We start from the raw sequence: 24,450 nt of genomic DNA, 5'->3' as shown, positions 1-24,450 counted from the left end.
GAATGCTCAGCGCTGCGCGGTGTGCTGGTTGTTCTCTACTGATGCCCGCTGGATACCGCGCGCGCCCATCTCGGCGACTTCCATCTTCAGGAGAGCGCCGGGGCGCACGCGCTGCAGGCCGTTGACGACGATGCGATCGCCCGGTTTCAGGCCTGACGTCACGATACGCAGCCCCTCCACCGCGCCGCCGAGCGTCACCGACCGATAGACCGCGCGGCTGTCGTCGCCGACGACCATGACGAACTTCTTGTCCTGGTCGGTGCCAACGGCACGTTCATCGATCATGACCAGCGTCTGCGCTTGCGGCTGGCCCATCCGCACCCGCGCGAACTGCCCGGGGATCAGCCGGCTGTCGTCGTTACGGAACACCGCGCGGACGCGGATGGTACCGCTCTGGCCGTTGACCTGGTTGTCGATGAGCTGGATGTGGCCCTTGGCGCTGGTGCCGCCTGAGGTCGCCATCTCGACCGGGATCTGGTCGAGATTGCCGCGTTTGCCGGAGGCATCGGCGATCGAATTCAGGGCACGCAGCACCACCTCTTCGTCCGCATCAAAGCTCGCATAGATCGGGTTGACCGAGACCAGCGAGGTCAGCACCGGCGACGCGGTCCCTGCGGCGACGAGATTGCCGACGGTGATCTCGATCTTGCCGACCCGCCCATCGACCGGCGCGCGCACCTCGGTGTAGTCGAGATTGAGGCTGGCGGTCTGCAGTGTCGCCTCGGCCGCCTTGACGTTGGCAATTGCCTCGCGATTGGCATTGTCGCGCTGGTCGTAATCGCGCTTGGTCACCACGTTGTTGCCGACCAGCGCGGCGCCGCGCTCGACCTCGCTGGTGGTGAACACGACGCGGGCCTTGGCGGCCTCGAGCTGGGCCTGGGCCTTGTCGACCTCGGCGGCGTAGGGGGCGGGATCGATCTTGAACAAGACGTCGCCGGCCTTCACCAGCGCTCCCTCGGTAAAGTTGGTCGCCAGGATCGCACCGGCGACCCGCGGCCGCAGCTGGACGCGGTCGACGGCTTCGAGCCGGCCCGAGAACTCCTCAAACAGCGTGGTCGGGCGCGGTTGGACGACCGCAACGGTCACAGGGACCGCCGGTTCAGGCGCTGTGGCGGCGCCGGTCGCTTGCGCTGCATAAAAATAGCGGCCGGTCGTGATCGAACCGGCCACCGCGAGGGCGCCAAGGATCGCAATACCGCCGATAACACGTCGGAATCGGCCGGAACGGGGATTTTGGGTTGACGAGGGCATTCACGCGCTCCAGATGTGTAGTGTTCGCTACAGATGTGGAGCTGGACGCCGGTTCGCAAGATACTTATGTATCGGACGCTATGAATTTATTATTGGATTGTTGGGGAAATTGGAAGTCTGGGAAAAAGACCACGTCTAACAACAGGATAGGCTTGCGGAAAATCCGCCATAGAAGCGGCACCCGGGCTTAGGGAGAAACGAAATGGGTATGGGACGCCCCCGCGCATTCGACGCAGACGCCGCGCTGGACCGGGCAATGGAAGTGTTCTGGCGGCACGGCTATGAGGGCGCCACGATCGCGCAGCTGACCGAAGCCATGAGCATCAATCCGCCGAGCCTCTATGCCGCCTTCGGCAGCAAGGAAGGCCTGCTGAAGGCCGCGCTCGACCGCTACACCGAGAGGCGCGACGCCTGGATGGCAGAAGTCCTGGGTGCGCCGACCGCCCGCGATGTCGCCGAACGATTTCTGATGGAGCACGCGGACGCCCAGACCGACCCTGCCAACCCGCCCGGCTGTCTGCTGGTCCAGGGGGGACTGGCCTGCGGCACGGGCTCGGCGAATGTTCCGTTCGAGCTAGCGGCGCGCCGCAACCACACCGAAGACCAGTTGCGCGAACGTTTCGTCCGCGCCAAGGCCGAACGTGACCTTGGCGACAACGCCGATCCGGCGGGGCTTGCACGCTATCTCTCCGCCGTCACATCAGGCATGTGCGTGATGGCCTCCTCGGGCGCCGACCGCGAGGCGTTGCGCCAGATCGCGGCAGTGTCGTTGAAGGCATTCGAAGAGCAATCTAAGAGCGACTTGTAACGCGCCGCTACCACATCGTCTGCCGCGCGCGCTCGGGCCATTCCCGATCGTATTTTTCGCCGCCGACCGTGTGCTCGCTCATCTCGGCGAGGATCTGGCCTGGCGTCGGCAGCGCATTCGGATCGACCCGCTTCTCGGGATTCCACAGATCAGAGCGCACGATGGCGCGGGCGCACTGGAAGTACATTTCCTCGACAGTCATCACGATGACCGTGCGTGGTGCCTTGCCGTCCACCTTGAAGGACGCCAGCAGCTCCGGCTCGGCCGATACATAGGCCTGGCCGTTGACGCGCAGGGTGCTGCCGGAGCCCGGGATCAGGAACAGCAGCGCGATGCGGGGATCGCGCACGATGTTGCGCAAGGAGTCGCAGCGATTGTTGCCGCGGCGGTCCGGCATCATCAGCGTCTTGTCGTCGTGGATGCGCACGAAACCGGGCAAGTCGCCGCGCGGCGAACAGTCGAGGCCCTCGGGGCCCGAGGTCGCCAGTGACACGAACGGCGATTTTTCGATCAGCACGCGGTAGGCCGGCGTTACGCGATCCGCGACTTTCACCGTCGAGGCGTCATTCGGGAAACCGTAGATCGCCTCAAGCTGCTCGATCGATTCAATCGCCGACATGCGGGTCATTTCTCCCAGTGCTCGCCTTCGATGATGCGGATAAGCTGTCGCCCGTGGAATTCGGCGCTGCCGGAATTGACAATCGTGACGTCAGGCACGGCCGCGGTCTCGTCAACGCTGCGGGCCAGCCGATGCGCGAGCTGGCCGTCGCTGGCGCGCGCCCGCGCCGCAAGCCGCGCCGCGAGCACGTCCGGCGGCGCCGTGATCAAGACCACCACGACATTGACGTAGTTGCGGCGCGCGGCCGATATCACCGTGCGCGAGACGTTGGCGATCACGCTGCGCCCGGCGCGAATCTCGTCGTCGATCGACCGCGACAGCGCATAGCGATGCCCATGCGCTTCCCAGTGCATGGCGTAGTCGCCGTTAGCGAGCGCTTGCTGGAAGGCATCGGCGCTGACTTCCTCATTGTCTTCCGACGCCGAAGCCGCGCGAGTGATCAGGCGGCGCGGAAACACGATATTGCGGTCGTCGGCACAGGCCGTCTTCACCAGCCCCAACAGCGTATCCTTGCCGGCGCCGCTCGGACCGACCACCAGCACCAGCCGTCCCGGGCCAATCGCGGTGACGCGCTGCGCGGCGATGACGGGGGCTTCAGTCATGCAACCCTCCCTCCTTCGCGCCAGACGCTGCGCACGACCGGCAGGTCGCGCGCGACATGCACGCGGATCAGATCGGCGCGTCGGCCGACCGCGATCTCGCCGCGATCGGAGAGCCCCACCGCTTCGGCCGGCGTCTTGGTCACGGTACGGACCGCCGAGGCGAGATCAATCGCCGGCACGTGCTGCGGCAATTGCAGCGCCGCCATCAACAGGCTCGACGGGATGTAGTCCGACGACAGGATGTCGAGCATTCCCTCCTGGGCAAGATCGACGGCCGCGATATTGCCGGAATGCGAGCCGCCGCGCACGACGTTCGGCGCGCCCATCAGGATGTCGATGCCGGCGGCGTGCAGCCCGCGCGCGGCTTCCATCGTGGTCGGGAATTCCGCGACCGCGACCTTGTCCTTGATCGCGTCGGTCACGTTCTCGTCCGTGGTGTCGTCGTGGCTTGCCAGCGGAATCCCGTATTGCTGCGCCAGCGCGACGATCGCGCGCGTGTTGGCTACGGCGTATTGCTGCTGATAGGCGAAGCGGCGTGCGAACATGACGTCGAGCTCGGCATCGGTCAGGCCGCCGCTCTTGCCACGGTAGTAGTCGCGCAGTTTGACCTCGTCGCGGAACTGGCGCTGGCCCGGGGTGTGGTCCATCAGCGACATCAGCCGAACGTCCGGACGATCGATCAGCTCCTTTGCCTCCTCTACCACCGAGGGCATCGGGATCTCGCACCGCAGATGCAGGAAGTGATCGGCGCGCAGCAGGTTCTCCACGCGCGCCGCCGAGATCGCCGCCGCCAGCACGCCGGCGCGGCCGTCGACGTCCTCGGCGCCGTCCTCGCGCCAGACCCGGAGCGAATCCAGCACCGTTGTGATGCCCGAGGTCGCAAGCTGCCCATCATAGGAAATCACGGCGGCGATCGGATTCCAGAACACTTTGGGCCGCGGCACATAGTGCATCTCGAGGTGGTCGGTGTGCAGCTCGATCAGCCCGGGCATCACGAGGTCGCCGCCGGCATCCTCAGCCGCTTCCGGCGCCCTGCCCTCGCCGAATTCCGCAACCTTGCCATCCGACATGGCCACCCAGCCCTGCTCGATCACGCGATCGGCGAGGACGAGGCGGGCGTTGCCGATGATGGTGTCTTGCTTGGCAGTCATTTCACACAGTCCTTCAGGCAGCAGCGGCGAACGAGGTGACGTCGACGATGCGGTCGGCGATCAGATGGCGGATCTCGTCATCATGGACGATGGCAACCATCGCGACGCCCTTGGTCTTCTTCTCGGCGATCAGCTCAACCACCACAGCACGGTTGGCGGCATCGAGCGAGGCAGTGGGCTCGTCCAGCAGCAGGATCGGCAGATCCGAGATGAAGCCGCGCGCGATGTTGACGCGCTGCTGCTCACCGCCGGAGAAGGTCGATGGCGGCAGCGCCCACAGCCGCTCCGGAATATTGAGCCGGTGTAGCAGACGGGCGGCACGGTCGCGAGCCTCTTCGCGCGTCACGCCGTTGACGATCAGAGGCTCGGCGACGACATCGATCGTCGCCACCCGCGGCACCGCACGCAGGAACTGGCTGACATAGCCGATGGTCGAGCGCCGCACGCTCAGCACCTGCCGCGGCTCGGCGGTGGCGAGATCGATCACCGTGCCATGGTGGCGGATGCCGATCCGGCCGCCATCGCAGCGGTAATTGCCGAAGATCATCTTCAGGATCGAGGATTTGCCGGCGCCCGACGGGCCCGATAGCACCACGCATTCGCCCGGTTCGACGTGGAACGAGACGCCGCGCACCACGGGCAGTTCGATGCCGCCCTGCAAGTGCATCGTGAAGGTCTTTTCGGCGTTGGCGAGTTCGATCATCGCGGTCATCGGTGGCCTCATGCCGGAAGAATCGAGGAGACGAGCAGTTGCGTATAGGGCTCGTGGGGATCGTCAAGCACCTGGTCAGTCAGACCGGTCTCGATGACACGGCCGCCCTTCATCACCATCACGCGGTGCGACAGCAACCGCGCGACCGCAAGATCGTGGGTGACGACGATGGCGGCAAGCCCGAGTTCGCTGACGAGGTTGCGCATCAGATCGAGCAGGCGCGCCTGCACGGAGACGTCGAGGCCGCCGGTCGGTTCGTCCATGAACACCAGCCGCGGCTCGGTGACGAGGTTGCGCGCGATCTGCAGCCGCTGCCGCATGCCGCCGGAATAGGTCTTGGGCGCATCGTCGATGCGGCCGACATCGATCTCGACCCGCTCGAGCCAGTTCGAGGCGGTGTCGCGGATCCGGCCGTAGTGATTCCACCCCACAGCCATCAGCCGCTCGCCGACATTGGCACCGGCCGAGACCGCCATGCGCAGCCCCTGCGCCGGATCCTGGTGCACATAACCCCAATCGGTGCGAAACAGAAAACGCCGCTCGGCTTCGCCGAGTTCGGCAAGATCGCGCAGCACGCCATCGCGCATCCGGTAGGACACGCGCCCGGCGCTCGGCGCGAGCTGTGCCGACAGCAGCTGCAGCAGCGTCGACTTGCCCGAACCGGATTCGCCGACGATCGCCAGCACCTCGCCCGGATAGAGCGCGAACGAGACCTCACGGCAAGCCGCGATATGGCCGTAGTTCCTGGCAAGCCCCTCGGCAACCAGCAGCGGCTGGGCGTTGTCGAGACTGAACGACTCAGACATGCGCCTTCTCCTTGTGCGGCGCCGCGCTTTCGGTGCCGTGATGGCCGGCCGCCTGACGCTGCTCGCAGAAATCGGTGTCGGAGCAGACGAACATCCGCCCGCCGTTGTCGTCGGTGACGATCTCGTCGAGATAGGAATTGTCCGCGCCGCACAGCGCGCAGGGCGCATCGAAGCGGTAGCGCGTGAACGGATGATCCTCGAAATCCAGCGACACCACGGACGTGTGCGGCGGGATCGCGTAGATCCGCTTCTCGCGGCCGGCACCGAACAGCTGCAGCGCCGGGCAATTGTCCATCTTCGGATTGTCGAACTTCGGCGTCGGCGACGGGTCCATCACATAGCGCGCGTTCACCTTCACCGGATAGGCGTAGGCGGTCGCGATGTGGCCGAAGCGGGCGATGTCCTCGTACAGCTTGACATGCATCAGGCCATACTCGGCAAGCGCATGCATGCGCCGGGTCTCGGTCTCGCGCGGCTCGAGGAAGCGCAGGGGTTCGGGGATCGGCACCTGATAGACCAGCACCTGCCCCGCATGCAGCGGCGCCTCGGGAATGCGATGCCGGGTCTGGATCACGGTCGCGTCCGCAGTAGCGGTCGTGGTCGCGACACCGGCGGTCTTGCCGAAGAATTTGCGGATCGAGATCGCGTTGGTGGTGTCGTCGGAGCCCTGGTCGATCACCTTCAGCACATCGTCGGGGCCGAGGATCGCGGCCGTCACCTGCACACCGCCGGTGCCCCAGCCATAGGGCATCGGCATTTCGCGGCTGGCGAACGGGACCTGGTAGCCGGGGATCGCGACCGCCTTCAGGATCGCGCGGCGAATCATCCGCTTGGTCTGTTCGTCGAGATAGGCGAAGTTATAGGTTGGCGCGTTCATTCCGCGGCCTCCTGCAGTTCGGGAGCCTCGTTGGCCTCGGCGAACTCCTGACGCAGCTTGCGCAACAGGCCGAGTTCGGACTGGAAGTCGACATAATGCGGGAGCTTCAGATGCTCGACGAAGCCGGTCGCCTGCACATTGTCGGAGTGCGACATCACGAACTCCTCGTCCTGCGCCGGCGCGGTGACTTCTTCGTCGAGCTCGCGCGCGCGCAAGGAGCGGTCGACCAATGCCATCGACATCGTCTTGCGCTCGCTCTGCCCAAAGGCAAGCCCGTAGCCGCGGGTGAAGCACGGCGCCTCGGTCGCCGAGCCCTTGAACTGGTTGACCATCTGGCACTCGGTCAACGCGATCGCGCCGAGCGGCACGGCAAAGCCGGCGTCCTCGGCGAAGAACTCGACCTCGACCTCGCCGAAACGAATCTCGCCGGCGAACGGATGGTTACGGCCATAGCCGCGCTGCGTGGAATAGCCGAGCGCGAGCAGAAAGCCCTCGTCGGCGCGCGCGAGGTTTTGCAGCCGCAGGTCACGATCGGCCGGAAAATTCAGCGGCTCGCGCGTGAGGTCGCCGACCGGAGCATCGGCCTCCGCCTGCGGCGATGTCTCGATCAGACCGTCGCGACCGAGGATGTCGGTGACACGCGGCGTCGCCGCCTGCGATGCCTCCGACGTCATCGGTTGCTCCGGAACAAAACCCTCGGCCAACTGCGGATCGAGCAGGCGGTGGGTGTAGTCGAAGGTCGGCCCCAGGATCTGGCCGCCCGGAATGTCCTTGAAGGTCGAGGAGATCCGCCGCTGCACCTGCATCTCGCCGGTGTTGACCGGCTCGGTGGCGCCGAAGCGCGGCAGCGTGGCGCGGAAGGCGCGGACCAGGAAGATCGCCTCGATCATGTCGCCGCGCGCCTGCTTGATCGCAAGCGCCGCAAGCTCGCGATCGTAGAGCGAACCCTCGGTCATGACGCGGTCGACGCCGAGCGAGAGCTGTTCGGCGATCTGCGCCAGCGACATATCAGGCACATCGCGGTCACCGCGCCGCTCATGCGCGAGCAGGCGGTGGGCGTTCTCGATGGCGCGTTCGCCTCCCTTGACGGCTACATACATCGCTTACGCTCCGCTTGTGATCAGCCGCGTGGTGCGGGGGATCGCGACAATCGCATCGTCATGGACCAGCACGACATCGATGCCGCGCGGAAACAAGGCTTCGTTGATGGTGAGCCGCTCGAACAGATCGCGCGGCCGGATCATCGCCTGCAACAGCGCAGTGCCATCGATGCCCGGGCCCTTCAATTCGAAGGTCGGCCCTTGCGTCAGGCTGTCGACCTGCAGGATCAGCGTGGTCGAACGGTCCGGATATTCGTTGCTGCCGAATGCGAAACGATCGAGCGCCGGCAGACTTCCCGCATCGCCGATCAGCGCAAAGTTGGCGATCGACGAATCCGCAATCACGGGCGCGCTGGTATGGAACTTGAGCCACCTGGCGACATCAGAGGTCGTCGACATCGCGGCATCGAGCCAGATCGGCGTATCGTGATCGAACAGCGTCAGCGCGATCGCAGCCGAGCCGCGCATCATGCCGGCGGGCGTTCCCGCCGTGGCGGTGATGCGCTGGACGCTGCCCGGGCGCGCCATCGCGTCCATCACCGAGCGGAAGGTCGATTGGGCCGACAACACCTTGTCGGCAAATCCTGCGGGCAGTTCGGCAAATGTCGTCATCACATCACCCCTCACCGCGCACCATGGTGTAGAAATCGACCCGCGTCGCCGCCGTCTCCGCGGCCTTGCGGCTCCGTTCGGTGATCATGACAGCGCGCAACGGCGCGATCACCTTCGCCTCCACCTCGCCGGACAAGTCCGCCGACTGCACCATGGCGTCGCACAGCGCGATCATCTGCGCCTTCTCGCTGTCGCGGCCGAGCGTGTAACCGAAGCCGACCTCGCCGGTCGCAAGCCGCACCGCCGCACGCGACACCGTCGCTTCGCCGAGATTGAACGGCGCACCGTCGCCGCCGATCCGGCCGCGCACCATCACGAGCCCGTTCTCCGGCTCGCGCAGGTTCTCATGCGCCGGCACCGTGATATCAGCGAGCCGTCCCGCGATCTCGGTAGCGCCGGAATGCGCCAGCACCGCCATCGCGGCCTTGCGCTGCGCCTCTTTGCTGTTCCGCACCATCGAATCCATGAGCAACCTTGCCTGAATCAAGTTGTCTATGATACTAGACAACTTGATAGCGGAACGCCATGACTGTTTCGTGACAAATCGACGATTTCTAGGTATCACCGCGGCATGAGCATGCAGGAGAGTTCCGGCGTCGCCTTGTGGCGGCAAGTCGCCGATGGCATCGAGCGCGGCATCGCCGACGGTCGCTTTGCCGCGGGCGAAAAGCTGCCCGGCGAGGTGGAGATCGCCGAGACCTATCGCGTCAACCGCCACACGGTACGGCGCGCGCTCGCAGCGCTCGCCGAACGCGGCCTGGTGCGCGCCGAGCGCGGCAGCGGCACTTATGTCGAGGCCCAGCGCCTCGCCTATCCGCTGCGCTCACGCACGCGGTTTTCCGAGATCGTCGGCGCCGGCGGCCACGAGCCGCGCGGCCAGTTGATCGATGCCGGCGACGACGTCGCCACCCGCGAGATCGCGCGCGAACTCGGGCTCAAGATCGGCGCTCCACTGATCCGGATCGAGTCAGTGCGGCTCGCCGACCGCACGCCGATCTGCGTCTCCACCACCTGGCTGTCAGCCGAACGGTTTCCCGATGCCGGCAGCGTGTTCGCCAATGTCCGCTCGATGACCAAGCTGCTGGCGCATTACGGCGTCAGGGATTACCGGCGCTCCTCGACCCGGATCACCGCGGCGATTGCCGACGCCACCGACGCCGCGCGGCTCGATCTCGCGCTGGGCCGCCCGGTGCTGGTGGTGGTTTCCACCGACGTGGATCCCGCGGACAAGCCGCTGGTCACCAAGCGCTCGCGCTTTGCCGCGGAGCGCGTCGAGTTTCTGGTGGAGAACAGTTGAGGTGATTTCTCCCTCGCCCCGCTCTTGCGGGGAGAGGGTTGGGGTGAGGGGCTGCCTCCGCAAACTCGATGGATTTGAATACGGGGATAGCCCCCTCACCCGGATTGCTTCGCAATCCGACCTCTCCCCGCAAGTGCGGGGCGAGGTGACTCTCTAGGCCACCGCCCGTTGTCCGATGATCGCAAAGCGCAGCTTGCTCGAGATGAAATCGATCGCGGCGACCGCGATCAGGATCATCAGGATTAGGAACGACACCTTCTGCCACTCCAGCACGCGGATCTGCTCGGCCAGTTGCAGGCCGATGCCGCCGGCGCCGACGATGCCGATGATGGTGGCCGAACGCGTATTCGACTCGATGAAATAGAGCACCTGCCCCGCAATAACAGGCAACACCTGCGGCAGCAGGCCGAAACGGATTTCATGCAGCACGCTGCCGCCGGAGGCGCGGATGCCCTCGACCTGCTTGCGGTCGGCGCCCTCGATCGCCTCCGAGAACAGCTTTCCGAACGCACCGAAGTCCGACACCATGATCGCCAGCACCCCGGCGAACGGGCCGAGGCCGACGACGTTGATCCAGACCAGTGCCCAGATCAGCGTATCGACGCCGCGGATCGAATCCAGGAAGCGGCGCACCGGAAAGCGGATCAGGTTCGAAGGAATGATGTTACGCGCCGCCAGCAGGCTCACCGGCAGCGCCAGGATCGCGGCGAGCGTGGTGCCGAGCAGCGCAATCGACAGCGTCTCGCCGAGTGCCTGCATATAGAGCGGAAACGATGAGCCCGGATTCGGCGGGATCATCATCATGGTGATCCAACCGAGTTGGCTCACCCCCGAAATCAGCTTCGATGCCGAAAAGTCGAGATCGACCAGCCCGAACACAAAGATCGCGAGCGCGGCTGCGATCATTGCCGGCATCGCCAGCCGCGCCGAGGCTGGCCGGGCGAAGACATCGGGATATTTCGCGCGTAGTTGCTCAGTGTCCGGCTTCGGTAATTGGCTCATCGGCGCGCCTCCTTGCCGAACAGCCGGCTGCGCAGCCAACCCGTCGAGATATCGATGATGAAGACCGTGACGATGATGGTGACGAGAATGGCGCTGACATCGGAATAGTAGAACTTGCGGATCGCGACCACGAACTCCTGACCGATGCCGCCGGCGCCGACAAAGCCCATCACAGACGCTTCGCGGACGTTGACCTCAAATCGCAGCAGCGCATAGCTGGCATAGCCGGTCACGACCTGCGGCAGCACGGCAAAGCGCATGCAGGACAGCCAGCTCGCGCCGGTGGAACGGATGCCCTCGACCGGCTTCATGTCCGCGTTCTCGACGATCTCGGCGAACAGTTTTCCAAGCGCGCCGGTCGAATGGATCGCGATCGCGAGTACGCCGGCCATCGGTCCGAGACCGAAGGCGATGACGAAGATCAACGCGAATACGATGCCGGGCACGGTGCGGGCGAATTCCAGCAGACGACGCACCGCGAAGCGCAACCACCGCGAAGGCGAGGTGTTCTGCGCGGCGAAGAAGTTCAGCGCAAAGGCGAACACCGCACCGATCAGCGTTCCGACATAGCTGATCAGCAACGTCTCGCCGAGCATCCGCAGCCACTTCTTCCAGCCCCAGAACCACTCGGCCGGATCGGTCCAGACCCGCGCGCCGGAATCGAGCGTGAGGATGCGGTCGAAATAGCTGATGAAATTGCCGAAATAGGTGAACAGCGTGCGCAGGTTCACCTCGGCGCCAATAGCGGCAATCAGCAGCGCTGCACAAAACACCGCAGCGGCGATCGTCATCTTCAGCCGCTTGCGCGCCACCGCCTTGCGATAGGCGTCATTCAGCACCGCAAGTTGCTGGGCCGGAAGAATAGATATGGCGGTCGCCATCGACGCGGGCCGATCTGCCTTAAGGGTTGAACGGAAAAGGGCCGGGTTATCCAACCCGGCCCAATTCGTTTGCGGCGATCGATCAGGACGCCTTCTTGCGCAGATTGTCCACGAACTTGATCAGCTCGATGGTCTTGTCGTAATCGGCGTTGGTGATCGGCTGCCACGGCAGGTTCTTACCGTCGGAGAGCTTCTTGTACGCTTCCGGATCCTTCTTGGCGGCATCGAGGAACGCCTGCTTGATCGCGGCCTTCATGTCGTCCGGAAGGCTCTCGAGATAGGCGTAGGGCGAGTTGATGATGAGGTCGGACTTCACGATGATGCGGAAGTCTTCCTTCTTGAGCGGCGTGCCGTCGCTCGACTTCACCATGTTCTTGTTAAGCATGCGGGTGAGGTTGGAGTCGTCATCGGCGTTCCACCAGTTGGCGGCGACGTCGACGGTGCCCTGCGCCAGCGCCAGCACGGCGTTCTCATGGCTGCCGGTGAAGATCGCCTTGGAGAAATAGGCGTCCGGATCGATACCCATCTGGTTCAGCTTGAAGCGCGGCATGTTGTTGCCGGAGGTCGAGTTCGGGTCGACAAGGCCGAGATTCTTGCCCTTGAGGTCCTCGATCTTCTGGTACGGGCTCTTGGCGAGCACGTAGAACACCGAATAATAGCCCTTCGAGCCGTCGGCGTTGACGTCGATCACGAAGGCATCCGTCTTGACGCCGGTGAGACGGGCGCGCGCGAACGACGCCGGGCCGTAATAGCCGATCTGGATGTTGCCGGCGCGCTGGCCTTCGATCACGGCCGCATAGTCGTTGGCGACGCGCAGGTTCACCTTGATGCCGAGTTCCTTGGACAGATAGTCCACGAATGCGCCGTAGCGCTCGGTCACGCCCGAGCCGTTCTCGGCGGGGATCACGGCGAAGGTGATTTCCGGATATTTGGTCTTCCAGTCGGAGGCCGAAGCCGAGCCGGCGAACGCCAGCGCGGCTGCGCCGGCCAGAACGATGCGACGAGTGATCATAATAAACCCTCTTGTGGTGGTTACGCCTGTTGGGTCGGGCAAAATGCCCGGCCGTCTGGAATCGGAAGTGCGCGACGCTCAGGCCGCGGCTGCGGTGCCGAGCGCCGGAGCGGTTGCGCCATCGGGTGCGGGCAGCGGCGCCGTCCCCATGACGTCATTGGCCTCAAGGTCGTACAGCTCACGCGCGATTTGATCGGTCAGCATCGCGGGCGCCCCGTCGAACACCACGCGGCCCGCGGCCATGCCGATCAAGCGATCACAATAGGTACGCGCCAGATCGAGCGAATGCAGGTTGCAGAGCACCGTGATGCCGAAGTGCTTGTTGATACGCAGCAGCGCGTCCATCACGATCTTGGTGTTGCGCGGATCAAGCGAAGCGATCGGCTCGTCGGCGAGGATGATGTCCGGCTCCTGCACCAGCGCGCGGGCGATCGCGACGCGCTGCTGCTGGCCGCCGGAGAGCTGGTCGGCGCGCTGCGCCGCAAGCTGGGCGATATCGAACTGCTCGAGCGCGGACATCGCAAGCGCCCGGTCCTGCTCCGGCCACATCTGCGCCAGCGATCGCCAGGACGGGATATTGGCAAGGCGCCCCATCAGCACGTTGGTCAGGACGTCGAGCCGGCCGACCAGATTGAACTGCTGGAAGATCATCGCCGAGCGCGCCCGCCATTGCCGCAGCGCCTTGCCATGCAGCGAGGTCACGTCGACGTCTTCGAACAGGATACGGCCGGAGGTGGGATCGGCGAGGCGGTTGATCATGCGGAGCAAGGTCGACTTGCCGGCGCCGGAGCGGCCGATCACGCCGACGAAAGCACCCGGCGCAATCGAGAATGATGCGTTGTCGACCGCGGCTTTTGTGCCGAAGCGGCACGTCAAACCTTCAACCACCAGCATGCAATGCTCCAAACGCGTCCTGTCAGGCCATCGCTATCCCCGGTGTTTAACAGTTATGTGACGTACTGCTGCGGTGCGGCGATCGTCCACACCACTATGGTTGTCATCGTGACGTCATGCTGCTGTCATCATGCACCGTGATGACGAGCGCATCTCCCGGAAGCCATGATTTGTGGAGGCCCTGATGGCCGGAAAAACACTCTCGGTCGTCCCGACCATCGATCCGACGGCATCGGTGCGCGAGAGCAAGCTCGGTACCTATACCGAGGTCGGCGCACGCACCATCCTGCTCGAAGTCAGCATGGACGACTATTCCTATGTCGTGAACGACAGCCAGATCACCTACACCACGATCGGAAGATTTTGCTCGATCGCGGCGATGACCCGGATCAATCCCGGCAATCATCCGATGCACCGCGCCACGCAGGCGCATTTTACCTACCGCGCCAGCGCCTATTTTCCCGGCGAGAGCGACGACACCGACTTCTTTAACTGGCGACGTGCGCACCACGTGCATATCGGCCATGACGTCTGGGTCGGTCACGGCGCGGTGGTGCTGGCCGGACGTAACGTCGGCACCGGCGCGGTCATTGCTGCCGGCGCTGTTGTGACCAAGGACGTGCCACCCTACACCATCGTCGGCGGAAATCCGGCACGACCGATCAAGCGGCGCTTTTCGGAAGCGGTTGCCGACCGTCTCACTGCGCTGGCGTGGTGGGACTGGGATCATGAGACGCTTCGCCGTGCCCTGCCCGATTTTCGCAACCTTTCGGTGGAAGACTTCCTCGACAAAAACGAGGCCGAAGCTGTGGCCCAATCACAAGACAAGACTCGGAGTGCCGGATCGTGACTGACATTTTCATCGAAGGCGGACGCGCGCTGGTTGACGGCGCGTTCACCGAGACCTCGCTGCGGATCGCCGGCCGCGACATCGACGCACTCAACGCCGAACAGGGCCGCGCCGCGCTCCATATCGATGCCAAGGGGTTCCTGGTGCTGCCTGGGATCGTCGACCTGCACGGCGACGCCTTCGAACGCCAGATGATGCCGCGCCCCGGCGTCGACTTCCCGACCGACGTCGCGCTTGTTGACAGCGACCGGCAGGCGATCGCCAACGGCATCACCACCGTCTTCCATGGCACGACCTGGTCGTGGGAGCCCGGCCTGCGTAGCGCTGACAATGCGCGGACATTGCTGGATACGATCGAGGCGTTGCGGCCTCAGCTTGCCGCTGACACGCGCTTCCATCTGCGCCACGAGACCCATAATCTCGAAGCCGAGGCCGAGATCACCGAATGGCTCACCGAGGGCCGCATCGACCTGTTCGCGTTCAACGACCACAGCAATGTGAAGCCGGACAAGCGCAGCCGCCTCGCCGAACGCGCCGGGCTCTCGATCGAAGCCGTCAATGAGCTGCTCGACCAGGTCGCCGCCCGCCGCCCCGATGTGCCTGCCTCGATCGCGCGCCTGGCCGCTGCCGCGCGCGCGGCCGGTGTCCGCATGCTCTCGCATGATGACAACAGCCCCGCCATGCGTCAGGACTTCCGCACACTGGGTGTCACGATCGCCGAATTCCCCGTCAATGAGGAGACAGCCCGCGACGCCGCTGATGCCGGCGACTTCATCGTGTTCGGCGCCCCCAATGTGGTGCGCGGCGGCAGCCACACCGGCTGGACCAAAGCATCCGACATGATCGCGAAGGGCCTCTGCTCGGTGCTGGCGTCTGACTATTATTATCCGGCGCAATTGCTGGCAGCATTCCGCCTCGCCGCCGACGGCACGCTGCCGCTCGCCAGGGCCTGGGACCTGATCTCGTCGGCGCCGGCGCGTGCCGCCGGCCTCGCCGATCGCGGCGTGCTGGCCGCCGGCCGCCGCGCCGATATCATCATCGTCGACGACAAGGTGCCGCTGCGGCCACGCGCCGTCGCCGTCATCGCCGCCGGACGGCTGGTGCATCTGACGGATGCCGGCCGCCTGGTTCATTCGCTCGCGTCGCGCAAGACGGTTGCGACGGCGTAACGCGGCTCTATTCTGGCGGTCATGGCAAATCATCCGCGCTACGCGATCTACTACGCATCGTCGTCTGACAGCGTCCTGCACCGTTTCGGTTCGACGCTGCTCGGCTACGATGCCGCATCGGGTGACGACCTGCCGTTCCCCGATGGGGTCGCGCCCGACTGGCGCGAGGTGACACAGGACCCACGCAAATACGGCTTCCACGCCACGCTGAAGGCGCCGATGTCGCTGGCCGACGGCAAGCGCGAAGCCAACCTCGTCGACGCCTGCGCCGCCTTCGCCGGCCGTATCAGGCGCATTCCGGTGATCGAGCCGGTGGTCGACGCCATCAGCGGCTTCATCGCCGTTATACCGGCGAAGCCTTCGGCCGAGCTTCAGCAGCTTGCCGCCGACTGCGTCAGAGATTTCGACGCCTTCCGCGCTCCGCTCTCTCCGGAAGACCGCGCGCGGCGCAATCCCGCGAAGCTGACCGCGCGGCAGTGCGACTATCTCGATCGCTGGGGCTATCCCTACGTGATGGAGGAGTTCCGCTTCCACATGACACTGACCGGACGGCTGAGCGACGAGCGGCGCGGTCCGATCGTGGCGGCGCTGCGGGAGCGGTTTGCTGCGACGGGCCTCACGACGCTCGCGATCGACCGCATCGCGCTGTTCAGGCAGGACGACGGCGCCTCGCGCTTCCGGATCATCGGCAGCTGGCCGCTGCGTTCGTAACAGCGCGCTACTCGTCCGGCCGGCTGCGGGCGATGATCTCGGCGGCACCCTTGTCGAGCAGTTCGAGTCCCACTGCGCGACCAAGTTCGCGCGGGCGATCCGCGGCGCCGCACCTGACGACCTCGATGAAGCGGTCTCCGGTTTCGTCGAGCACGGACGCGCGCAGCGTCATCTCATGGCCGACAAGCGTGGCGTGGCCCGCGATCGGCGAATTGCAATGGCCGTTGAGCACCCACAGCACCTCGCGTTCGGCTTCAGCGCTGAGCCGCGCCTGCGCGTCGTCGATTCCAGCCAGCCGCATGCGCGTCGCCCAGTCAGTGTCGACGCATTCGACCGCGACGATGCCTTGGCCAACGGCCGGCAACATCTCGTCGACAGTGAAATCATGCGCGATGCGCGCGGTCATGCCGATGCGCTCGAGGCCGGAGCGCGCCATCACCAGCGCATCCGCCGGCCCGACCTCACCGCCGCCAGGCAGCCGCTGCTTGTCGCCGCGATCGAGCTTTGCGATCCGCGTGTCGGCGGCGCCGCGATAATGGATCACTGTCGCTTCGGGAAACAGCCGGCGCAGATAGGCGGCGCGGCGCACCGCGTTGGTGCCGATTTTTAGACCTTTGCCGCGGGAGGCGCGGAAGGTTTCGAGCGACAGGCCGGGCCGCAGCACCAGCGAATCGTTGGCGGCGTCGCGCGCGAGCATCGCCGCGATGACGAGACCCGGCGTTTCCTCGTTGCCCGGCACGTCCTTCAGCGAATGCATCGCCGCCTGCAGCGTGCCTGATCGCATCGCATCGCGGATCTCGGCGACGAAGGCGCCGCCCTTACCACCGTGACGCAGCAGCTTGCTGGTCTGGTCCTGGTCGCCGCGGGTTTCGAACTTGACGACGTCGACGGCAAGGTCCGGCGCCGAGGCGCGCAGCAGCCGCGCGACCTCGTCGGTCTGCGCCAGCGCCATCACGCTTTTCCGCGTGCCAATCCGTAAAGCCTGTCCCGACACGAAGTCTCCGCTGCGAATGACCGTCAACGGCTGGGGATTAAAGCAAAAGGCCAGTCATAACAACGGTTTTTGCCCCTAACCAAGCCCTGCTCAAGCGATGTCGTCGAGCAGCACGACGCCGGCCTCCGTCATGGCCGCGGTGGCTGTTGCAAGCGAGCCGGCGAGATCGATGGCGCGGCAACCGGCCATCACGACGGCGGTCTCGAAGCCGAGCCGCCGCGCATCGAGCGCCGAATACTGCACGCAGTAATCGGTCGCGAGCCCTGCCATGACGATGCGCTTCAGGCCGCGCTCCCGAAGATAGCCCGCCAGACCAGTCGGCGTTTTCAGGTCATTCTCGAAGAACGCCGAATAGGAATCGATCGCCGCGCGGAATCCCTTGCGAATCACGAGCTCGGCCTTGTCGGCTGCGAGCTGCGGGTGAAACGCGGCGCCTGACGTGCCCTGGACGCAATGGTCGGGCCACAGCGTCTGCGGGCCGTAGGGCATCGTGATGGAGGAAAACGGCGCGGCTGGCGGATGCGAGGTCGCAAACGAGCTGTGGCCCGCGGGATGCCAGTCCTGGGTCAGCGCGACATGGTCGAACCGCTCCGCCAGCCGGTTGACGACCGGCACCACTGTATCGCCGTCGGCGACCGCCAGCGCACCGCCTGGACAGAAGTCGTTCTGCACATCGATGATCAGCAAGAGGTCGTCAGGCTGCACCTTCATCGCGCTTACGTTCCGATCCGCAAGCTGGCGCGCAGTTTGCGCAGGCAGGCGATCACCGACAGCGCGGTGATGCGGCCGGTCTTCGGGTTCTCCGAGGGGATGTTCTCGATCGTCATCGTGAAGCGCGCCGAATCGGAATCGACCTCGATGCGGTGGGTGTTGCGCGTCACCGTTGGGTCGGCCCAGATCTCGACCCGGGTGCGGTCAGGTCCGATGCCGGCGAGCGACAGCGCCACCGCGACATTGAGATTGGCCGGAAAGCCCTTTGCGGCGTCGCGCGCGCTGCCTTCGAAGATCCGCAGCGGCTCGGTGATCCCTTCGATCTGGATGTTGTTCTCGACCAGATGCGGAGCGCCGAGCAGCCCCACGACCGGTTTGCGCGTCACCAGCCTCGCCGAATGGATCGTCCCTTCAGCGGCCGCGGTGACCGCATCGAGCCCGATCAGCGCGCCGGTCGGCACGATGATCTGGCCGCCATGCGCCTTGGCGAGATCGATGAGGTCCATATTCTGCAACAGCGCGCCGACGCTGAGCACCACGGCGGCTTTGCCGCGCTCGACCACCGGCGCCACGATCGCGCGAACCACCTTGCTCGGCGCGCATTCGACAACGATGTCGGCGACCTCGGCCAGCGCCTCGATCGGCACCAGCTTCGGTGCAGACTTGAGCTCGGCAACCCAGCCGCGATGCTTCTCCGGGTTGTTCGCCGACACCGCGACCAGCGTCAGGCCCTCGATACCCTGATCGAGTGCCTTGACCACGTCGGTGCCGATCGCGCCGAGGCCGGCCACCGCCACACGGGTGCTGGGTCTGATGTCGGCCATCGCCTACGACTTGCCTCCGGCGAGTACCTTGACCAGGCGATAGAGGTACTCCTGCCCTTCGTAGAACGACTTCACCAGCACGCGCTCGTCCTTGCCATGGTTCCTGTTGTCATCGACGTCGGAGCCGAGCCCGGAATGGCCATAGGTCGGAATCCCGGCATTGCGCAGAAACAGGCCGTCGGTCGCGCCGGTGCTCATGACCGGGACGACCGCGGCATCGGGCCAGAATTCCTTCGACAGCTTTTCGATCGATCCCATGATCTCCTCGTTCAGCGGCGACGGCGGGCTTGGCTTGGCCGAGCCCCCGCTCACCTCGATCTGCTTGTCGGCGAGCACGCGCTCGATCTGGGCCTGAACACCCTCGATCGACTCGCCGGGCAGGACCCGGCAATTCACCCCCGCGGTCGCAACCTGCGGCAGCGCGTTGAGCGCGTGGCCGCCTTGCAGCATGGTCGCGACGCAGGTGGTGCGGAGCTGGGCGTTGTAGCCGGGATTCGCGGATAACCGCGCCAGCGCCGCCGGATCCGGCTGCGGCGCCAGGATGGCGCGGATATCGTCGGCGTTCTGCTTGCTTTCGATCTCGGCGGTCTTGGCGAAATAGATCCGCGTCGTCTCGTTGAGATTGAGCGGGAAGTCGTAGTTGGAGAGGCGCACCAGACCTTCGGCGAGGCGGTAGATCGCATTGTCCTTGCGCGGCAGCGACGAGTGGCCGCCGCGGTCCTTCACCGTGAGCTTGTAGCCGGTCGAGACCTTCTCGCTGGTTTGCACGCTGTTGCGGATCGCCTTGCCGTTCTTCAGGCCGACACCGCCGCCTTCGTTCAAGGCGAACTCGGCGTCGATCAGATCACGGTGGTTCTTGATCAGCCACTGGATGCCGACGGCATTGGAATCACCGGTCTCCTCGTCGGTCTCCAGCGCCACGATGATGTCGCGATCGGGCTTGTAGCCCTCCTTCTTGTAGCGGATCAGGTTGGTGACGAAGGAGGCGGCCATGAATTTGTCGTCGCTGGAGCCGCGGCCGTAGAAATAGCCGTCCTGCTCGGTGAGCTTGAACGGATCGAACGACCAGTCCTCGCGGAGAGCCGGCACGACGTCGATATGGGCGACCAGCAGGATCGGCTTGCGCGCGCCGGAGCCGTGCAGCCGTGCCACCAGATCGCCCTTGTGCGGCGCCGGCGAGAACACGTGGACGTCTTCGTCGGAGAAGCCGGCCGCGCGCAATCGGGCTCCCATCGCCTCCGCCGCCTTCTGCGTATCGCCGGTCGCGGTGGTCGTGTTGATCTCGACGAGCTCCTGATAGATGCTACGCGCGAACTGCTGCTGCTCGGTCAGCCCCTCCGCCGCAGCGCCCGTGGCCAGCAGCACCGGACCAAACACCGCCGACAGCAGCAGCGATCGATACGTCCTTCGGGCTTTGTGCGACATCCTGCTCTCCCGAAATTCCATGACTTCGTCCGATCGAATTCAGAACAGGCGGCACCTGCTTTGGCAAGACGGCGAGACCTTCAATTTGCGCGCACAAGCTCCGCTGTTTCACACCCGCTATTTGGCATCCTTATTCGCATCCTTTGCCGCGACCACCTCGATCTCGACCAGGAATCCGGGATTGGCGAGCGCGGCGACCCCGACCACCGAGCGCGCCGGCAGGTTCGGCTGGCTGCCGCCGAAGAACTGGGTGTAGCCCTCCATGAAGGCCTTGAAATCCATCGGCGCCGACGCGTTGTGAACCAGGAACACCTGCATCTTGACGACGTCGCCCATGCCGAGCCCCTGACCTTCCAGGATGCCCTTGATGCGGGACAGCGCGCCGACGGTCTGGGTCTTGGTGTCGCCATAGGCCTGCGGGCTCGCCGGATCGGCATCCTTGTTGATAACAGGCGGCACCTGGCCGCTAACATAAACGGTGGTGGCGTTGCCGGTGACGGTCACGGCCTGCGCGATCGGAAATGTCGAGTTCGGGATCGGATGGCGGATCACGTCCGCAGCGGCGGCCGTCGTCGCGGCCGACAGCACGGCCCCCAGTACGATGTTTGCGAGCTTCATGATTCCCCCATTACTTGATCACAGCGAGTGTGACACCCTTCGTTCGCTCGTCATTCCGGGGCGCGCGTAGCGCGAACCCGGAATGACCGAAAATGCCACATCTAGTGGCGGGCGTCCTGGACATCCTTGGCCGTCACCGCGTCCTGAAAATCGTTGCCAAAATGCGTCCGCACATAATTCACAACGGCGGCGACCTGGCCATCGTTCATCATGTCGCCGAACGCCGGCATGCCGCGGCGGCCGTTGACGATGAGGAAGATCGGGTAGCTGCCGGCCTCGAGGGTCTTGTTGCCGGCCAGCGATGGATACGTCCCCGCCCCGGTCGCCCCAGTCGCGTCAGGCATGTGGCAGCCCTGGCAGACATTGGCGAACAGTTCCTCACCGGTCATTTCCACGAAGCGGTAGCCGGAACTGAAGGTGCGTCGGCTCGCATTGTCCTGTCCGGTCGCTGCGGTCGCTGACAGCAGCGTCAGTGCGGCAACCGCCGATATGCTGGCTCGCATCATCATGTCTTCACCACGCGTTCGTGCAGCCGCGTGATGGCGTCGAGCGAGGACAGGATCGCGCCCTCCTGCCACGCCGGCAAATCGGAGGCATGCTCGCCCGCCAGCACGATGCGGCCATCGATTTGGCAGAGATTGCGGTAATGCTGCGTGCGCCCGGCCTCGGTCCATTCGCCGGCGCAGCCGAGCGTAAACGGCACGCGATGCCAGGCCACCGCAACGCCGGTCTCGAACTCCGCTTTGTATTGCGGATGGATCTTGGCACCGAACTCGACGGCACTGGCGACGCGCTCGGCCGGCGTCATCGCCGTGAATTCGTAGGCATTGGCGCCCTCGAACAGGTAGGCGCCGAGCAGAATACCGCGGCCAGCGCGGTTGAAGCCGTAGTTCGGATAGGCAATCTGCCGGATCGGCAGGTCGGTGAAGCTGATCCCGCCATAGATCGCCTCGTCCTCCTCCCAGAAGCGGCGCTTGAATTGCAGCCCGATCTTCACCGAGGCGGCATAGGGCAAGGACTCGATCGCATTCCGCATCGGCGCGCTGACGTCCAGCGGCAACTGGCTCAGGATCGGCAGCGGGATGGTGCAGACACACCAGTCGGCGGTGGCCTGCTGCACAGCGGATGGATTGGTCGTGTCGACATAGCTCACGGTGACGCCGGACCCATTCTGCTGGATCTGTGTCACCTTGGCGTTATAGCGGATGAGATCGCCGACCTCGCGTGCAAAGGCCTTGCCGATCATGTCCATGCCGCCAACCGGCTGGAACATGGTGGTCTGGACATTGTAGCGGGAAAAAGCCTGCAGATAGCGCCACACCTGCGACCGCAGGATCGCCGACAGCGGGATCGGATCGCTCGGTAGCGGATCGGCGGTCAGCCCGCCGCCGGGATCGCGGCTATAGCCGCGGAACTCGGCGGAGCCGAGATTGGCATTGTATTTGTAGTCGCGATCGAGCGCGCCCCAGGCCCGCAGCGACTGCAACAGGATTTCCTGATCTTCCTTGGTCACCGTTTCGTCGAGCTTGCCTTGCTGGGTGACCTTGGCGAGCAGCTCCGACACCTGGCCCTGGAAATCCGCCTTGATGCTGCGGATGCGCTGCGGTTTGCCGTCGAACGCGCGGCCCGCGTGCAGATAGGCATTGTGGTTGAGCTGGATGAAGGGTTCCAGCGTTACATTGAGCCGCCGGCAATAATCGAGCAGCGCGCGATGGTGGTAGGGAATCCGCCACGGGCCCGGATTGAGGTAGAGCCCCTGCTCGAACTCGCAATTTTGCTTGAAGCCGCCGAGCTCGGTAAAACTGTCGCCGCCGCGGATCGTCCAGTTGCGGCCCCCGGGGCGGCTGTTGAATTCGAGGATCTGGACCTTGTAGCCGGCCTTGCGCAGTTCCAGCGCCGCCGTCATGCCCGCAAGCCCCGCGCCGAGGATCAGCACGGAGGCGCCTTTCGGATCGCCCGCGAGCTTGAGCGGCCCCTTGTAGGCGGATTCGGATGCGAAGCCGAGGCTCGTCATCGCATGATACATCGCCGAACTTCCGGCGATGGTACCGATCAGCGCGAGCAGGTCTCGCCGCTTGATCACAGGTCCGTTCTGCACCGGCATCCACCCAGCCTCATTGATCGCTTGGAGAGGGAAACGGTTGACGCGACCGCTGTCAAGAAAGGCCGCACGCTTCCGCGTGCACCCACACGCGTTTTTGATGCATCAGACCACACGCTCGCGATGCACGCGCCGGCAATCCATCTCGTAGTCGAGCCCGACCACCGGCGGCCGGTCGAAATGCCAGGTCAGGCCGTTGCGGAACACGCCGCGGCGACCGAGTTCGCTTTCGAGCACCGGATAGGCGTCGTACACGGTGTAGAGTTGCACTGCGGTGGTGTCCTTCCACGTCCCGCCGAATGCGCTCATCCGGCGTTCCATCTCGTCCAGCACCGATTTCGCCTTGGCCAGCATGCCGGCCGGGCTAGTGTCGCCGAATGCTACGATGTGGTCGCGGTAATTGGCCTTGCCCTCAACCGATTCTCCGCTGCCGGCCACGACGAAGCTTGTGGGCGCGTCCTTCGCCGGCACCGTGTACGAGAAGGCGTGAAAGCACGGCTCCTTGGGCGGATCGATCTTCGGACAGACATTGCTGCGCGCCACCGGATTGATGCCGTCCCGCATCACGCCCCATTCGATCAATGTCTTGATGTAGATGTCGTTGAACGCCTTGAAACCTTCCTCGGTAAACGGCGCCGGCGAGCGCAATTCGCAGGCGCCGAAAGCCGTGAGCGGACGCCCCGCGGCCGTGAGTATCTCGGCAATTTTGGCGAAGCCCGCCTTCAGCGGCACCGGTTCAAAGAACCTGACGCGCTCGATAGCAAAACCGGGAAGCGCACTGACGCCGCAGGAATACTGGCTGACGCCGGGCATGAAACGATAGCCGCTGTCGGCTGCTTCGACGGTGCTGGTCATGTCGCCTCTTGATGTGAGCGGGGAATGGCGTCGCGATAGTGGAGGCGGTCGTCGCGAAGATGTCAAACAGGGCGCAGCCACCATCCGTCGTCCCGGCGAAGGCCGGGACCCATACTCCGCAGCAGGTGTTGTGGTCAGGACTCGTCGTTCCAACAGTACGCAACAATTGACATCGGTGGTTGATGGTGTGGACGGCCCCCTACGGCATCAGTGTGCCAGAATGAGGTTGTTGCAAATCTCAGACAAAGGAGCCGTCCGTGGGAGAGATTATCCGAATTGGAATGGATACGTCGAAGCATATTTTTGTGCTGCATGGGGTTGATGCGTCGGAGCGGCCGGTGCTGCGCAAGAAGCTTTCGCGCAACCGGGTGTTGGAGTTCTTCGGCAAACTGCCGGCGACCGTGATCGGGATGGAGGCTTGCGGGGCTTCGCAATATTGGGCGCGGGAGCTCCGCAAGCTCGGCCATGAGGTGAAGCTGATGGCCCCACAGCTGGTGAAGCCCTACGTGATGCGGAACAAGAACGACGGGCGGGATGCGGAAGGGCTGTGTGAAGCGATGGGCCGGCC

Annotated in this window: 27 protein-coding genes and 1 pseudogene; 6 read left to right on the top strand and 22 right to left on the bottom strand. The window is 64.9% G+C overall.

Features of this window, described 5'->3' with window-relative positions; all coding sequences use genetic code 11:
• Positions 1 to 6: 6 nt before the first annotated feature.
• The gene (locus UP10_RS10565) at positions 7 to 1,251 is read right to left on the bottom strand and encodes an efflux RND transporter periplasmic adaptor subunit (protein WP_044587293.1); all 1,245 of its coding nucleotides are present in this window, start codon (positions 1,249 to 1,251) and stop codon (positions 7 to 9) included.
• A 202-nt stretch (positions 1,252 to 1,453) separates the two neighbouring features.
• Here UP10_RS10565 and UP10_RS10560 point away from each other — a divergent pair, with 202 nt between their 5' ends.
• Complete coding sequence (locus UP10_RS10560; protein ID WP_044587292.1) at positions 1,454 to 2,059, top strand: TetR/AcrR family transcriptional regulator; 606 nt, start codon at positions 1,454 to 1,456, stop codon at positions 2,057 to 2,059.
• Between the two features lie 7 nt (positions 2,060 to 2,066).
• Here UP10_RS10560 and UP10_RS10555 read toward each other — a convergent pair whose 3' ends face one another.
• From UP10_RS10555 to phnG, 9 genes are read right to left on the bottom strand one after another with little or no spacing between them, the layout of a single operon-like run.
• Positions 2,067 to 2,678, bottom strand: coding sequence for a pyridoxamine 5'-phosphate oxidase family protein (locus UP10_RS10555; RefSeq protein ID WP_044587459.1), 612 nt, complete (start codon positions 2,676 to 2,678; stop codon positions 2,067 to 2,069).
• 5 nt (positions 2,679 to 2,683) lie between these two features.
• On the bottom strand, positions 2,684 to 3,280 hold the full coding sequence (phnN, locus tag UP10_RS10550) for a phosphonate metabolism protein/1,5-bisphosphokinase (PRPP-forming) PhnN (RefSeq protein WP_044587291.1): 597 nt from the start codon (positions 3,278 to 3,280) through the stop codon (positions 2,684 to 2,686).
• Positions 3,277 to 4,431, bottom strand: a complete 1,155-nt coding sequence (locus UP10_RS10545) for an alpha-D-ribose 1-methylphosphonate 5-triphosphate diphosphatase (protein WP_044587290.1) — start codon at positions 4,429 to 4,431, stop codon at positions 3,277 to 3,279. Before UP10_RS10545 ends, phnN begins: the two co-directional genes overlap by 4 nt.
• A gap of 13 nt (positions 4,432 to 4,444) precedes the next feature.
• Positions 4,445 to 5,143 (bottom strand): phosphonate C-P lyase system protein PhnL, encoded by a 699-nt coding sequence (gene phnL / locus UP10_RS10540; RefSeq protein WP_044587289.1) that lies wholly within the window; start codon positions 5,141 to 5,143, stop codon positions 4,445 to 4,447.
• 8 nt (positions 5,144 to 5,151) lie between these two features.
• Positions 5,152 to 5,949: a phosphonate C-P lyase system protein PhnK gene (gene phnK, locus UP10_RS10535; RefSeq protein ID WP_044587288.1), complete on the bottom strand. Its 798-nt coding sequence runs from the start codon at positions 5,947 to 5,949 to the stop codon at positions 5,152 to 5,154.
• Complete coding sequence (locus UP10_RS10530) at positions 5,942 to 6,826, bottom strand: alpha-D-ribose 1-methylphosphonate 5-phosphate C-P-lyase PhnJ (RefSeq protein ID WP_044587287.1); 885 nt, start codon at positions 6,824 to 6,826, stop codon at positions 5,942 to 5,944. The genes phnK and UP10_RS10530 overlap by 8 nt, the downstream gene beginning before the upstream one ends.
• Positions 6,823 to 7,926, bottom strand: coding sequence for a carbon-phosphorus lyase complex subunit (locus UP10_RS10525; RefSeq protein WP_044587286.1), 1,104 nt, complete (start codon positions 7,924 to 7,926; stop codon positions 6,823 to 6,825). The genes UP10_RS10530 and UP10_RS10525 overlap by 4 nt, the downstream gene beginning before the upstream one ends.
• Positions 7,927 to 7,929: 3 nt before the next feature.
• Positions 7,930 to 8,538: a phosphonate C-P lyase system protein PhnH gene (gene phnH / locus UP10_RS10520; protein ID WP_044587285.1), complete on the bottom strand. Its 609-nt coding sequence runs from the start codon at positions 8,536 to 8,538 to the stop codon at positions 7,930 to 7,932.
• Between the two features lie 4 nt (positions 8,539 to 8,542).
• Positions 8,543 to 9,004, bottom strand: a complete 462-nt coding sequence (gene phnG / locus UP10_RS10515; RefSeq protein ID WP_044587284.1) for a phosphonate C-P lyase system protein PhnG — start codon at positions 9,002 to 9,004, stop codon at positions 8,543 to 8,545.
• Positions 9,005 to 9,109: 105 nt separating this feature from the next.
• Between phnG and phnF the strand changes: the two genes are divergently transcribed.
• The gene (gene phnF, locus UP10_RS10510; protein ID WP_044587283.1) at positions 9,110 to 9,835 is read left to right on the top strand and encodes a phosphonate metabolism transcriptional regulator PhnF; all 726 of its coding nucleotides are present in this window, start codon (positions 9,110 to 9,112) and stop codon (positions 9,833 to 9,835) included.
• Between the two features lie 153 nt (positions 9,836 to 9,988).
• On the opposite strand, the gene phnE (UP10_RS10505) is transcribed toward phnF, so the two are convergent.
• From phnE (UP10_RS10505) to phnC, 4 genes are all read right to left on the bottom strand, one after another.
• The gene (gene phnE, locus UP10_RS10505; protein WP_044587282.1) at positions 9,989 to 10,837 is read right to left on the bottom strand and encodes a phosphonate ABC transporter, permease protein PhnE; all 849 of its coding nucleotides are present in this window, start codon (positions 10,835 to 10,837) and stop codon (positions 9,989 to 9,991) included.
• Positions 10,834 to 11,718 carry a phosphonate ABC transporter, permease protein PhnE gene (phnE, locus tag UP10_RS10500; RefSeq protein ID WP_044587281.1) on the bottom strand — a complete coding sequence of 295 codons (885 nt, stop codon included), beginning with the start codon at positions 11,716 to 11,718 and terminating at the stop codon, positions 10,834 to 10,836. Before phnE (UP10_RS10500) ends, phnE (UP10_RS10505) begins: the two co-directional genes overlap by 4 nt.
• 82 nt (positions 11,719 to 11,800) lie before the next feature.
• On the bottom strand, positions 11,801 to 12,730 hold the full coding sequence (gene phnD, locus UP10_RS10495) for a phosphonate ABC transporter substrate-binding protein (protein WP_044587280.1): 930 nt from the start codon (positions 12,728 to 12,730) through the stop codon (positions 11,801 to 11,803).
• Between the two features lie 78 nt (positions 12,731 to 12,808).
• Positions 12,809 to 13,624 carry a phosphonate ABC transporter ATP-binding protein gene (gene phnC, locus UP10_RS10490; RefSeq protein WP_044587279.1) on the bottom strand — a complete coding sequence of 272 codons (816 nt, stop codon included), beginning with the start codon at positions 13,622 to 13,624 and terminating at the stop codon, positions 12,809 to 12,811.
• A 184-nt stretch (positions 13,625 to 13,808) separates the two neighbouring features.
• Between phnC and UP10_RS10485 the strand changes: the two genes are divergently transcribed.
• Genes UP10_RS10485 through UP10_RS10475 form a run of 3 tightly spaced genes read left to right on the top strand, consistent with a single transcriptional unit; the run spans position 13,809 to position 16,354 of the window.
• Positions 13,809 to 14,474 (top strand): LbetaH domain-containing protein, encoded by a 666-nt coding sequence (locus UP10_RS10485; protein WP_044587278.1) that lies wholly within the window; start codon positions 13,809 to 13,811, stop codon positions 14,472 to 14,474.
• Positions 14,471 to 15,643, top strand: coding sequence for an alpha-D-ribose 1-methylphosphonate 5-triphosphate diphosphatase (locus UP10_RS10480; protein WP_044587277.1), 1,173 nt, complete (start codon positions 14,471 to 14,473; stop codon positions 15,641 to 15,643). The genes UP10_RS10485 and UP10_RS10480 overlap by 4 nt, the downstream gene beginning before the upstream one ends.
• A gap of 21 nt (positions 15,644 to 15,664) precedes the next feature.
• Entirely contained in the window at positions 15,665 to 16,354 is a 690-nt protein-coding gene (locus tag UP10_RS10475; RefSeq protein ID WP_044587276.1) for a DUF1045 domain-containing protein, read from the top strand.
• 7 nt (positions 16,355 to 16,361) lie between these two features.
• On the opposite strand, the gene hemC is transcribed toward UP10_RS10475, so the two are convergent.
• From hemC to cnbZ, 8 genes are all read right to left on the bottom strand, one after another.
• Positions 16,362 to 17,348, bottom strand: coding sequence for a hydroxymethylbilane synthase (gene hemC, locus UP10_RS10470; RefSeq protein ID WP_082077059.1), 987 nt, complete (start codon positions 17,346 to 17,348; stop codon positions 16,362 to 16,364).
• A 90-nt stretch (positions 17,349 to 17,438) separates the two neighbouring features.
• Entirely contained in the window at positions 17,439 to 18,059 is a 621-nt protein-coding gene (gene pncA, locus UP10_RS10465) for a bifunctional nicotinamidase/pyrazinamidase (RefSeq protein ID WP_044587274.1), read from the bottom strand.
• A 5-nt stretch (positions 18,060 to 18,064) separates the two neighbouring features.
• On the bottom strand, positions 18,065 to 18,883 hold the full coding sequence (locus tag UP10_RS10460; RefSeq protein ID WP_044587273.1) for an aspartate dehydrogenase: 819 nt from the start codon (positions 18,881 to 18,883) through the stop codon (positions 18,065 to 18,067).
• Between the two features lie 3 nt (positions 18,884 to 18,886).
• The gene (locus UP10_RS10455; RefSeq protein WP_044587272.1) at positions 18,887 to 20,308 is read right to left on the bottom strand and encodes a M20/M25/M40 family metallo-hydrolase; all 1,422 of its coding nucleotides are present in this window, start codon (positions 20,306 to 20,308) and stop codon (positions 18,887 to 18,889) included.
• 117 nt (positions 20,309 to 20,425) lie between these two features.
• Positions 20,426 to 20,926, bottom strand: a complete 501-nt coding sequence (locus UP10_RS10450) for a RidA family protein (RefSeq protein WP_044587271.1) — start codon at positions 20,924 to 20,926, stop codon at positions 20,426 to 20,428.
• A 101-nt stretch (positions 20,927 to 21,027) separates the two neighbouring features.
• The gene (locus UP10_RS10445; protein WP_044587458.1) at positions 21,028 to 21,432 is read right to left on the bottom strand and encodes a c-type cytochrome; all 405 of its coding nucleotides are present in this window, start codon (positions 21,430 to 21,432) and stop codon (positions 21,028 to 21,030) included.
• Positions 21,432 to 23,030, bottom strand: coding sequence for a flavin monoamine oxidase family protein (locus tag UP10_RS10440; protein WP_044587270.1), 1,599 nt, complete (start codon positions 23,028 to 23,030; stop codon positions 21,432 to 21,434). Before UP10_RS10440 ends, UP10_RS10445 begins: the two co-directional genes overlap by 1 nt.
• 102 nt (positions 23,031 to 23,132) lie before the next feature.
• Positions 23,133 to 23,882 (bottom strand): 2-amino-5-chloromuconate deaminase CnbZ, encoded by a 750-nt coding sequence (gene cnbZ, locus UP10_RS10435; protein ID WP_044587269.1) that lies wholly within the window; start codon positions 23,880 to 23,882, stop codon positions 23,133 to 23,135.
• A gap of 257 nt (positions 23,883 to 24,139) precedes the next feature.
• On the opposite strand from cnbZ, the pseudogene UP10_RS10430 reads away from it, so the two are divergent.
• Positions 24,140 to 24,450 (top strand): annotated as a pseudogene (locus tag UP10_RS10430) (IS110 family transposase); the annotation flags it as partial.

Source organism: Bradyrhizobium sp. LTSPM299, assembly GCF_000938235.1.
Classification (GTDB): domain Bacteria; phylum Pseudomonadota; class Alphaproteobacteria; order Rhizobiales; family Xanthobacteraceae; genus Bradyrhizobium.
Note: the sequence above shows the minus strand (reverse complement) of the source record. Positions and strands in the feature narration are given on the sequence as shown.

Excerpts from the sequence above, each read along its gene's own strand:
- UP10_RS10565 (WP_044587293.1), bottom strand. The coding sequence starts at position 1,251 with ATGCCCTCGTCAACCCAAAATCCCCGTTCCGGCCGATTCCGACGTGTT.
- UP10_RS10560 (WP_044587292.1), top strand. The coding sequence starts at position 1,454 with ATGGGTATGGGACGCCCCCGCGCATTCGACGCAGACGCCGCGCTGGAC.
- UP10_RS10555 (WP_044587459.1), bottom strand. The coding sequence starts at position 2,678 with ATGTCGGCGATTGAATCGATCGAGCAGCTTGAGGCGATCTACGGTTTC.
- phnN (WP_044587291.1), bottom strand. The coding sequence starts at position 3,280 with ATGACTGAAGCCCCCGTCATCGCCGCGCAGCGCGTCACCGCGATTGGC.
- UP10_RS10545 (WP_044587290.1), bottom strand. The coding sequence starts at position 4,431 with ATGACTGCCAAGCAAGACACCATCATCGGCAACGCCCGCCTCGTCCTC.
- phnL (WP_044587289.1), bottom strand. The coding sequence starts at position 5,143 with ATGACCGCGATGATCGAACTCGCCAACGCCGAAAAGACCTTCACGATG.
- phnK (WP_044587288.1), bottom strand. The coding sequence starts at position 5,949 with ATGTCTGAGTCGTTCAGTCTCGACAACGCCCAGCCGCTGCTGGTTGCC.
- UP10_RS10530 (WP_044587287.1), bottom strand. The coding sequence starts at position 6,826 with ATGAACGCGCCAACCTATAACTTCGCCTATCTCGACGAACAGACCAAG.
- UP10_RS10525 (WP_044587286.1), bottom strand. The coding sequence starts at position 7,926 with ATGTATGTAGCCGTCAAGGGAGGCGAACGCGCCATCGAGAACGCCCAC.
- phnH (WP_044587285.1), bottom strand. The coding sequence starts at position 8,538 with ATGACGACATTTGCCGAACTGCCCGCAGGATTTGCCGACAAGGTGTTG.
- phnG (WP_044587284.1), bottom strand. The coding sequence starts at position 9,004 with ATGGATTCGATGGTGCGGAACAGCAAAGAGGCGCAGCGCAAGGCCGCG.
- phnF (WP_044587283.1), top strand. The coding sequence starts at position 9,110 with ATGAGCATGCAGGAGAGTTCCGGCGTCGCCTTGTGGCGGCAAGTCGCC.
- phnE (WP_044587282.1), bottom strand. The coding sequence starts at position 10,837 with ATGAGCCAATTACCGAAGCCGGACACTGAGCAACTACGCGCGAAATAT.
- phnE (WP_044587281.1), bottom strand. The coding sequence starts at position 11,718 with ATGGCGACCGCCATATCTATTCTTCCGGCCCAGCAACTTGCGGTGCTG.
- phnD (WP_044587280.1), bottom strand. The coding sequence starts at position 12,730 with ATGATCACTCGTCGCATCGTTCTGGCCGGCGCAGCCGCGCTGGCGTTC.
- phnC (WP_044587279.1), bottom strand. The coding sequence starts at position 13,624 with ATGCTGGTGGTTGAAGGTTTGACGTGCCGCTTCGGCACAAAAGCCGCG.
- UP10_RS10485 (WP_044587278.1), top strand. The coding sequence starts at position 13,809 with ATGGCCGGAAAAACACTCTCGGTCGTCCCGACCATCGATCCGACGGCA.
- UP10_RS10475 (WP_044587276.1), top strand. The coding sequence starts at position 15,665 with ATGGCAAATCATCCGCGCTACGCGATCTACTACGCATCGTCGTCTGAC.
- pncA (WP_044587274.1), bottom strand. The coding sequence starts at position 18,059 with ATGAAGGTGCAGCCTGACGACCTCTTGCTGATCATCGATGTGCAGAAC.
- UP10_RS10460 (WP_044587273.1), bottom strand. The coding sequence starts at position 18,883 with ATGGCCGACATCAGACCCAGCACCCGTGTGGCGGTGGCCGGCCTCGGC.
- UP10_RS10455 (WP_044587272.1), bottom strand. The coding sequence starts at position 20,308 with ATGTCGCACAAAGCCCGAAGGACGTATCGATCGCTGCTGCTGTCGGCG.
- UP10_RS10450 (WP_044587271.1), bottom strand. The coding sequence starts at position 20,926 with ATGAAGCTCGCAAACATCGTACTGGGGGCCGTGCTGTCGGCCGCGACG.
- UP10_RS10445 (WP_044587458.1), bottom strand. The coding sequence starts at position 21,432 with ATGATGCGAGCCAGCATATCGGCGGTTGCCGCACTGACGCTGCTGTCA.
- UP10_RS10440 (WP_044587270.1), bottom strand. The coding sequence starts at position 23,030 with ATGCCGGTGCAGAACGGACCTGTGATCAAGCGGCGAGACCTGCTCGCG.
- cnbZ (WP_044587269.1), bottom strand. The coding sequence starts at position 23,882 with ATGACCAGCACCGTCGAAGCAGCCGACAGCGGCTATCGTTTCATGCCC.